Below are 5819 nucleotides of genomic sequence, written 5' to 3'. Positions count from 1 at the left end.
GCGGTCGCAAAAAACCAGATGCTCCAAGCTTCTCGAGAGGGAGGTTATGCGAGTGTCGGTATTTTTGTCGGCTCTTTGACATTGTAGGTTAAGATGAAGGGACATGTGGGCGGCGGCTTGCGGTTTCCGGGCTCCTCAAGGGTTCGGGGTATCGTTTAAAGCTAAGTCGTTCTCATATGTCCTTCACATATTCCATATGTAATCGACGGTTGTTACGGTTTTCGGACTGTGGCGATTGTCTGAATGATATTGTGCAGAGCGGCTCCTTGAGATGAGCTGGTTGATCGTGGAATTCCACTGCGATTGGCTGGTGACATAAACTTGAGAGTTTGATCATGGCTCAGAATGAACGCTGGCGGCATGCCTAACACATGCAAGTCGAACGAATTACCTTCGGGTAGTTAGTGGCGCACGGGTGCGTAACGCGTGGGAATCTGCCCCTTGGTTCGGAATAACAGTTGGAAACGACTGCTAATACCGGATGATGACGTAAGTCCAAAGATTTATCGCCGAGGGATGAGCCCGCGTAGGATTAGGTAGTTGGTGTGGTAAAGGCGCACCAAGCCGACGATCCTTAGCTGGTCTGAGAGGATGATCAGCCACACTGGGACTGAGACACGGCCCAGACTCCTACGGGAGGCAGCAGTGGGGAATATTGGACAATGGGCGAAAGCCTGATCCAGCAATGCCGCGTGAGTGATGAAGGCCTTAGGGTTGTAAAGCTCTTTTACCCGGGATGATAATGACAGTACCGGGAGAATAAGCTCCGGCTAACTCCGTGCCAGCAGCCGCGGTAATACGGAGGGAGCTAGCGTTATTCGGAATTACTGGGCGTAAAGCGCACGTAGGCGGCTTTGTAAGTAAGAGGTGAAAGCCCAGAGCTCAACTCTGGAATTGCCTTTTAGACTGCATCGCTTGAATCATGGAGAGGTCAGTGGAATTCCGAGTGTAGAGGTGAAATTCGTAGATATTCGGAAGAACACCAGTGGCGAAGGCGGCTGACTGGACATGTATTGACGCTGAGGTGCGAAAGCGTGGGGAGCAAACAGGATTAGATACCCTGGTAGTCCACGCCGTAAACGATGATAACTAGCTGTCCGGACACTTGGTGTTTGGGTGGCGCAGCTAACGCATTAAGTTATCCGCCTGGGGAGTACGGCCGCAAGGTTAAAACTCAAATGAATTGACGGGGGCCTGCACAAGCGGTGGAGCATGTGGTTTAATTCGAAGCAACGCGCAGAACCTTACCAGCGTTTGACATGGCAGGACGACTTCCAGAGATGGATTTCTTCCCTTCGGGGACCTGCACACAGGTGCTGCATGGCTGTCGTCAGCTCGTGTCGTGAGATGTTGGGTTAAGTCCCGCAACGAGCGCAACCCTCGCCTTTAGTTGCCATCATTTAGTTGGGCACTTTAAAGGAACCGCCGGTGATAAGCCGGAGGAAGGTGGGGATGACGTCAAGTCCTCATGGCCCTTACGCGCTGGGCTACACACGTGCTACAATGGCGGTGACAGTGGGCAGCAAGCACGCGAGTGTGAGCTAATCTCCAAAAGCCGTCTCAGTTCGGATTGTTCTCTGCAACTCGAGAGCATGAAGGCGGAATCGCTAGTAATCGCGGATCAGCATGCCGCGGTGAATACGTTCCCAGGCCTTGTACACACCGCCCGTCACACCATGGGAGTTGGATTCACCCGAAGGCGTTGCGCTAACTCGTAAGAGAGGCAGGCGACCACGGTGGGTTTAGCGACTGGGGTGAAGTCGTAACAAGGTAGCCGTAGGGGAACCTGCGGCTGGATCACCTCCTTTCTAAGGATATCGGCAGAAAGCGCTGACAGGCCCGCATCTTAGGGTGCCACCCTGTCGGAAGAGCTTCTTCCATTCCAAAGAACATTAGCCGCCGTCCTCATGTCCCTTCATCACTAGGTTAGTCCACGAGACGAATAGCTTTGCTATTTGGCACGTGGGCAAGCTCGGCCAGCGCGCGAAGCGCGCCTCTTGGGCGCAGTTCTGCTGCGTCTGACGGGCGCAGCGGGTGTGGGCCTGTAGCTCAGTTGGTTAGAGCGCACCCCTGATAAGGGTGAGGTCGGTGGTTCGAATCCACCTAGGCCCACCACACACAAGTGCGTTTGGGGCCTTAGCTCAGCTGGGAGAGCGGTTGCTTTGCAAGCATCAGGTCATCGGTTCGATCCCGATAGGCTCCACCATTTCGCAGTCGAAGAGACGAGGCAGCAAAGCTGCCGCGCACTACGACAAGAACGGCCAGCGCTACGGAGCGCGCCCACAAGGCGCGGCTTCGCCGCGACTGACGGGCTCGCGGACAACGCACCATCAGCCACAACCTAGAGATGAAGAGAAACGGTTCGCCGTGCGAGAGCACGGTGATTGGGTCGAGACGACCCGTATTTGACATTGTGAATGGGTTTTTTAAAATCGATGCCGTGAGGTGCTCGATTTTGGAGAAGAGGATTGCTTCGGCAGTTCGTGAGCGCTTCGGCGTCAGCGATCTGGACGAGCGGTTCGAGGCTCTGAATATCGACATCATCATAACTAATAATCTGGCTGAGATTATAATCATCCGCACCTGACAAAGGCCAACGCGCACTGCTCTGCCGAGTTGGTGATCCGAAAGGACACCCAGTGATGTCGTTGGTGGTGTGGACTCTCAAGCGTGAGGTAAGGGCAATTCGTGGATGCCTTGGCACATACAGGCGATGAAGGACGTGGCACGCTGCGATAAGCGTCGGTGAGCTGTGAGCAAGCTTTGACCCGACGATTTCCGAATGGGGAAACCCACCTATCCCGATTAATTCTACCTGCGCGGTAACGCACAGGTCGAGTTAATTAGGTTAGGTATCACTTAGCTGAATACATAGGCTTCGTGAAGCGAACCCGGCGAACTGAAACATCTCAGTAGCTGGAGGAAAAGACATCAACCGAGATTCCGTTAGTAGTGGCGAGCGAACGCGGACCAGGCCAGTGCCTGAATTTCAACTAGTAGAAGTCTCTGGAAAGTGACGCCATAGCGGGTGACAGCCCCGTATACGAAAGTGAGAATTCAGGACTCGAGTAGGGCGGAACACGTGAAATTCTGTCTGAACATGGGGGGACCACCCTCCAAGCCTAAATACTCGTATGTGACCGATAGCGAACTAGTACCGTGAGGGAAAGGTGAAAAGCACCCCGATGAGGGGAGTGAAACAGTACCTGAAACGGATTGCCTACAAGCAGTTGGAGGGCTTTTATGGCCTGACAGCGTACCTCTTGCATAATGGGTCTGTGACTTAATGTATCAAGCAAGCTTAAGCCGATAGGTGTAGGCGCAGCGAAAGCGAGTCTGAATAGGGCGCCAGAGTTTGATGTATTAGACCCGAAACCCGGCGATCTAGGCATGACCAGGATGAAGGTGCAGTAACATGCACTGGAGGTCCGAACCGATTAACGTTGAAAAGTTACCGGATGAGTTGTGTTTAGGGGTGAAAGGCCAATCAAGCCGGGAAATAGCTGGTTCTCCGCGAAAACTATTGAGGTAGTGCCTCGCACGAACACCTTAGGGGGTAGAGCACTGGATGGGCTAGGGGGTCGCGAGATCTACCAAACCTAACCAAACTCCGAATACCTAAGAGTGATATGCGGGAGACAGACGGCGGGTGCTAAGGTCCGTCGTCAAAAGGGAAACAGCCCTGACCTACAGCTAAGGCCCCCAAATCGTATCTAAGTGGGAAAGCATGTGGGACTTCCAAAACAACCAGGAGGTTGGCTTAGAAGCAGCCATCCTTTAAAGAAAGCGTAACAGCTCACTGGTCTAAACAAGAGGTCCTGCGGCGAAGATGTAACGGGGCTCAAGATACGTGCCGAAGCTTAGGGTGTGCCACTGATGTGGTACGCGGTAGCGGAGCGTTCCGTAAGCCTGTGAAGCGATCTGGTAATGGGTCGTGGAGGTATCGGAAGTGCGAATGCAGACATGAGTAGCGATAAAGAGGGTGAGATGCCCTCTCGCCGAAAGACCAAGGGTTCCTGCGCAAGGCTAATCCGCGCAGGGTGAGCCGGCCCCTAAGACGAGCCCGAAGGGGGTAGTCGATGGGAACCACGTTAATATTCGTGGGCCTGGTGGTGTGTGACGGATCATGTGTGTTGTCATCCCTTATCGGATTGGGATGGCTTCGAAATGGTTCCAGGAAATAGCCCCACCGTATAGACCGTACCCGAAACCGACACAGGTGGTCAGGTAGAGTATACCAAGGCGCTTGAGAGAAGTGTCCTGAAGGAACTCGGCAAATTGCCTCCGTACCTTCGGAAGAAGGAGGCCCTCACTATGCGCAAGCACTTTGAGGGGGCACAGGCCAGGGGGTAGCGACTGTTTAGCAAAAACACAGGGCTCTGCTAAGTCGGCTTCAAGACGACGTATAGGGCCTGACGCCTGCCCGGTGCCTGAAGGTTAAGTGGAGGGGTGCAAGCTCTGAAATGAAGCCCAGGTAAACGGCGGCCGTAACTATAACGGTCCTAAGGTAGCGAAATTCCTTGTCGGGTAAGTTCCGACCTGCACGAATGGCGTAACGACTTCCCCACTGTCTCCAGGACATGCTCAGCGAAATTGAATTCTCCGTGAAGATGCGGAGTACCCGCGGTTAGACGGAAAGACCCCGTGCACCTTTACTGCAGCTTCAGAGTGGCATTAGGAAGAAACTGTGTAGCATAGGTGGGAGGCTTTGAAGCATCGGCGCCAGCTGATGTGGAGCCATAGGTGAAATACCACCCTGTTTGTTTCTGATGTCTAACCTCGTTCCGTAAGCCGGAACAGGGACCCTCTGTGGCGGGTAGTTTGACTGGGGCGGTCGCCTCCTAAAGAGTAACGGAGGCGCGCAATGGTGGGCTCAGGACGGTCGGAAACCGTCTGTTAGAGTGCAATGGCATAAGCCCGCCTGACTGCGAGACTGACAAGTCGAGCAGAGACGAAAGTCGGTCATAGTGATCCGGTGGTCCCTCGTGGAAGGGCCATCGCTCAACGGATAAAAGGTACGCCGGGGATAACAGGCTGATAACCCCCAAGAGCTCATATCGACGGGGTTGTTTGGCACCTCGATGTCGGCTCATCACATCCTGGGGCTGGAGCAGGTCCCAAGGGTTTGGCTGTTCGCCAATTAAAGTGGTACGTGAGCTGGGTTCAGAACGTCGCGAGACAGTTTGGTCCCTATCTGCCGTGGGCGTCGAAATTTGAGAGGAGTTGACCCTAGTACGAGAGGACCGGGTTGAACATACCTCTGGTGTACCAGTCGTTCCGCCAGGAGCGCAGCTGGGTAGCTATGTATGGACGGGATAACCGCTGAAAGCATCTAAGCGGGAAGCCTCCCTCGAGATAAGATTTCATAGAGCCGTCGGAGACCACGACGTTGATAGATCGGATGTAGAAGTGCGGTAACGCATGGAGCTAACCGATACTAATTGCTCTATTCGCGCTTGAGAGTCTCACACCATCAATGACAACACTGGGCAACCAGCAGAGCCATTCGATAGTGCGGATGATTAAGACGACGCCAGATTGCCAATCCCCTCGCCGTCGAGGGATTGGTCACAAATACCACTACAACCTTGCACGGTATCGATTTTAAACCCTCAGGCTTCGCCGCAAGGCGAAGCCCGAGGGACCCAGATATGACGCGTACGCATGTCGCACCGGCTCCATTGCCTGGTGGCTATAGCGTCGGTGTCCCACCCGATCCCATTCCGAACTCGGCCGTGAAACCCGACTGCGCCAATGGTACTATCGCTCAAGCGATGGAAGAGTAGGTCGTCGCCAGGCATTGAAGCCCGTGCAACATG

2 tRNA genes and 3 rRNA genes are annotated in these 5819 nt (G+C 54.1%); all 5 read left to right on the top strand.

Annotated features, from left to right (window positions below):
* The first annotated feature begins 317 nt into the window (after nt 1–317).
* The 5 genes from C8J44_RS18075 to rrf all read left to right on the top strand — a co-directional run bounded on the left by C8J44_RS18075 (nt 318) and on the right by rrf (nt 5799).
* Nucleotides 318–1808 (top strand): 16S ribosomal RNA (locus C8J44_RS18075).
* Between the two features lie 230 nt (nt 1809–2038).
* Nucleotides 2039–2115, top strand: a tRNA-Ile gene (locus C8J44_RS18070).
* Between the two features lie 15 nt (nt 2116–2130).
* Nucleotides 2131–2206, top strand: a tRNA-Ala gene (locus tag C8J44_RS18065).
* A gap of 459 nt (nt 2207–2665) precedes the next feature.
* A 23S ribosomal RNA gene (locus C8J44_RS18060) occupies nt 2666–5461 on the top strand.
* Between the two features lie 223 nt (nt 5462–5684).
* Nucleotides 5685–5799, top strand: a 5S ribosomal RNA gene (gene rrf / locus C8J44_RS18055).
* The 16S, 23S and 5S rRNA genes sit together here with 2 tRNA genes alongside, the layout of an rRNA operon.
* The last annotated feature ends 20 nt before the right edge of the window (nt 5800–5819 follow it).

Source organism: Sphingomonas sp. PP-CE-3A-406, assembly GCF_003688625.1.
Lineage (GTDB): Bacteria > Pseudomonadota > Alphaproteobacteria > Sphingomonadales > Sphingomonadaceae > Sphingomonas.
The sequence above is the reverse complement of the archived record's forward strand: the minus strand, read 5'-3'. Positions and strand labels throughout refer to the sequence as shown.